This is a genomic window from Microbacterium sp. Bi128 (genome assembly GCF_918698205.1).
Window position 1 is genome coordinate 1 of record NZ_CAKKMM010000439.1, and the last position, 3,660, is coordinate 3,660.

4 protein-coding genes are annotated in these 3,660 nt (G+C 71.2%); all 4 read right to left on the bottom strand.

Features of this window, described 5'->3' with window-relative positions:
- Nucleotides 1–392: Fic/DOC family N-terminal domain-containing protein (locus LQV45_RS20575; RefSeq protein WP_230008609.1), on the bottom strand; the 392-nt coding region annotated here is incomplete at its 3' end.
- 116 nt (nucleotides 393–508) lie between these two features.
- The gene (locus tag LQV45_RS20580; RefSeq protein WP_230008610.1) at nucleotides 509–949 is read right to left on the bottom strand and encodes a hypothetical protein; all 441 of its coding nucleotides are present in this window, start codon (nucleotides 947–949) and stop codon (nucleotides 509–511) included.
- Nucleotides 946–1,308, bottom strand: a complete 363-nt coding sequence (locus LQV45_RS20585) for a hypothetical protein (protein WP_230008611.1) — start codon at nucleotides 1,306–1,308, stop codon at nucleotides 946–948. The genes LQV45_RS20580 and LQV45_RS20585 overlap by 4 nt, the downstream gene beginning before the upstream one ends.
- A partial coding sequence (gene eccCb, locus LQV45_RS20590) for a type VII secretion protein EccCb (protein ID WP_230008612.1) occupies nucleotides 1,298–3,660 on the bottom strand: 2,363 nt, incomplete at its 5' end. The genes eccCb and LQV45_RS20585, both read right to left, overlap by 11 nt.

The following is a 3,660-nucleotide window of genomic DNA, read 5'->3' on the forward strand; positions in this document are numbered from 1 at the left end:
GTGATGGGGAGGGTCGCTGCCAGTGTGTAGGCCTGGTGTGTCGCCTGCAGGTATCGGTGAACCTCGGCGGTGTCATCGTTGCGTGCGTCCGTGTCGATCTCCGCTTGGAACACTTCGGACAGTGACGCCTGTGTGCCCTCGATCCGGGAGCTCGCGAGCGCCTCGCGCCGAAGGTACGGGCCGATCAGCAGGCTCGGGTCGGTGATGAGCATGCCCAACCCCTGCAGGTGCCCGAGGGCTGCATCAGCCTCAGAGAGTGCGGAAACGACCGCGCTCGGGAGATCGAGGTGACGCGGGATGTGCCGGGGAAGGTAGTAGATGAACGCATCCTTCTTGCCAGGCTCACGTGTGGCGTATCCGAACGCCGAGTCGACAAATCGAGTTGCATCCATACGCCCACGCTACAACTAACTACGGGTTTCAGTTGGAGCGTCGCGATGCGGGTGTAATTCGACTTGGAGCGTGAAGCTCACGCTCCAAGTGACTTGAGCGTCAGTTGGAGCGTCGATCACACGGTTCCTCTCAGCACGGCCCCGTTGACCCGCGTCACCGTCGTGGAGTTGCTCTTGTCGACCTCGGCGAACGCCGACGTGACCCCGGTCGAGACGGTGTCGGTCCACATGCGCCGGTGCATGCCGCTCGCGTCGACGTAGGTGACGGTGAGGTGGTTGTTCTTCTCCCGTTCGGCGAACGCCGACGTCACGCCCGAGGAGATCGTGGGTGCCGAGCGCCGGAGGACACCGCTCGGATCGAGCGTCACGAGGGTTCCGACGGCGCGGCTGCCGGTGGGCACCGTGACGTCGGTGCTGCCCACCGGGTGGTCGGCAACCGTGTCGGTCCAGAGCCGGCGGTGCGCGACCTGGGTGGTGGTGCTCGTCGGCGCCGCGAGCGTGGCCACGGCCGTCGCGCCCGCCGCGGCCGCTCCGCTCACGCCGCTGGTGAAGCTCACCCCAGGTGCGCCGCCATACCCCCGCGCGCCGCGGCCGCGGCTTCCAGCAGCCGTACGCCGATGACGCCCTCGGGCTCCCACGTCGTGAAGCAGTCGGTCGACCACCTCGCATCCGGCGCCACCTCCACCGCCCCGTAGACCCGAGCCAGCTCCGCGGCCGGGGGAGTGAGCCGGGGCCGCAACACCGTCAGCACGACCCGGTCGGCGATCAGCACCTGAGCGGCGGCGCCGTCGTCGAGCGGCCTGATCTCGGCCGGGGTCGCGGCCAGTTCCTCGGGCGTCAGCACCGCCGAGACGGCCGAGGTCAGCGCCTCGATATCGACGGGTTCGCGTGTGAACGCGACGCTGCTACGGGGCACGGTTACCTCTCCTCCGTCGGGTCAGGGCCGGCTCGTCGGCAGACGGAGCGGCCGGCGCAGGCTCGGCGGACGCAGGCGCGGAAGCACCGGTCACGGACGCCGGAGCCACCTCCCGCGTCGCCTCATCCACGCCCCCCGCGCCATCGGCATCCACTGCGGGCTCAGCCTCCGCCGGCGCCCCCACCACCGAAGCACCCTCCGCATCACCCTCGCCGGCGACGAAGTTCGCCACCTGCACCAGGGTCGGACGCTCGCCGCGACGGGCCAGCCGACCACGGCCGGCGATCATCGGCTCGGCGTACAGCTTCGGCAGCAGCGCACCCTCGGAGCGGTCGCCCGACATGATCAGCGCGGTGCCGCCGGTGTCGCGGATGCTCTGCAGAGCGACATCGAACATCGCCCGCGACGCTCCCGCGACGGGACGGCTCACCACCACGTTCAGCCGCAGATCGCGCGCCGATGCGAGGTATGGCAGCAGCGGACGCAGCGGTTCGGTGCCGCCGGCGGCGAGGACGTCGAAGTCGTCGGCGATGACCAGGATGCGCGGTCCCGCGTCGCGATCCGTGGCGCGCTTCTCGAGTTCGACCGCGATCGATTCGGCCAAGAGTCGCGCCTGCCGACCCGACGACGCGTGGCCGCCGAGATAGGCGTCCGGGACCTCGGATGCCAGCTCCCCGCGCGCATCCATGAGGGCGACGACGAGTTCCTCGGCGGAATGCCGGTCGATCGCGCCCTGCACGATGCCGCGGAGCGCCGTGGTCTTGCCGCAGCGGCTGTCGCCGAGCACGAGCAGGTGCGGGTCGCGCGTGACGAGGTCGAGGGCGACCGGCTGCATCGTGTCCTGACGGAGGCCCAGGGGCATGGCATCCGGTTCGTCGATCGCGTCGGGCAGCTCGGCGGGCGACAGCACCTCGGGGAGCAGTCGGATGGGCGCCGCGCCCTGACCGCCCCAGCGGGCCGCACTCTCGCGCGCGAGCCGCTCGAGCGCCTCGCCGGTGTCGCCGTCATCGACCTCTTCGAGGAGGGGCAGCGCGATCTGCGCGAACAGCTTCTCGTCGGTCAGCACCCGGCCGGGTTCGTCGGCGCGGAGCGTCTGCGACAGCTTGCGGGCGATCTGCGAGTCGGCGGGGTCGTTGAGCTTCAGCTCGAGGCGCGTGCCGATGAGGCCCTGCAGATTCATGCGCAGTTCGTTCCAGCGCGAGAGGGCGACGACGACGTGGATGCCGAAGCTGCCGCCGCGTTCGAGCAGCTGACCCAGCGGCGCCTCGAGGTCTTCGAAGTCCTGCCGCAGCGCCCCGAGGCCGTCGATCAGCAGCACGACGTCGGCGCTCGGCAGGTCGGGGAGGCGGCCGTCGGCGTGCTGCCGGCGCATGTCGGCGAGGGAGTCGAGGCCGTAGTCGCGGAACACCCGCTCGCGCACCGCGAGCATGCCGGTGAGCTCCTCGAGCAGACGCGTGAGCCGCTCGCGGTTGCCGCGCGTCGCGACGCCACCGACGTGCGGGAACGGCTCGATGCGGGCGAGACCGCCGCCGGTGAGGTCCATTCCGTAGATGCTCACCTGGCGCGGGGAGTGCGTGAACGACAGCGATGCGGCGAGCGTGCGCAGGAACATCGAGCGCCCCGACTGCGGGGCGCCGGTGATCGAGACGTGTCCGCCCGAGCGCGTGAGGTCGAGCATCCACGGTGACTGCGTCTGCTTGGACGGGTCGTCGAGCAGGCCCATCGGCGCGCGCAGGGTCCCTGCGCCGTCGGCCTGGGGGAGCACCCCGCCGAGCGTGAGCACGGGCGGCAGCGGCGGCAGCCACACCGGACGCGTGCGGGCGATGCCGCGGGCGAGGCGCGAGGTCGCCGCCTGCACGAGCGTGCGGCCGGTGGTCGGGGTCTCGGGCTCGGCGCTGTCGAGCTGCTCGGCCTCGGGGGAATTGTCGGGCAGGTCGTACGCGGGCAGTCGCAGGACGGGCGGGGCGTCGTCGTGCCGCGGGCCCGACTCGACCGGATCGGGCACCGGACCCGAGACGTACCCGGCGCGGAAGCGCGTGTAGACCGACGTGTCGACCTTGAGGTACCCGAAGCCGGGGATCGCGGGCAGGTGGAAGGCATCGGGGGTGTCGAGCACCACGGCCGATTCCGACTCCGAGAACGTCCGCAGGCCGATCCGGTACGAGAGGTACGTGTCGAGGCCGCGCAGGCGGCCGCCCTCGATGCGTTGGCTCGACAGCAGCAGGTGGACGCCGATCGATCGGCCGATGCGCCCGATCGTCAGCAGCAGCTCGACGAAGTCGGGCTCCGCGGTCAGCAGCTCGCCGAACTCGTCGATGACGAGGAACAGGTGCGGCAGCGCCGGAAGCTCGG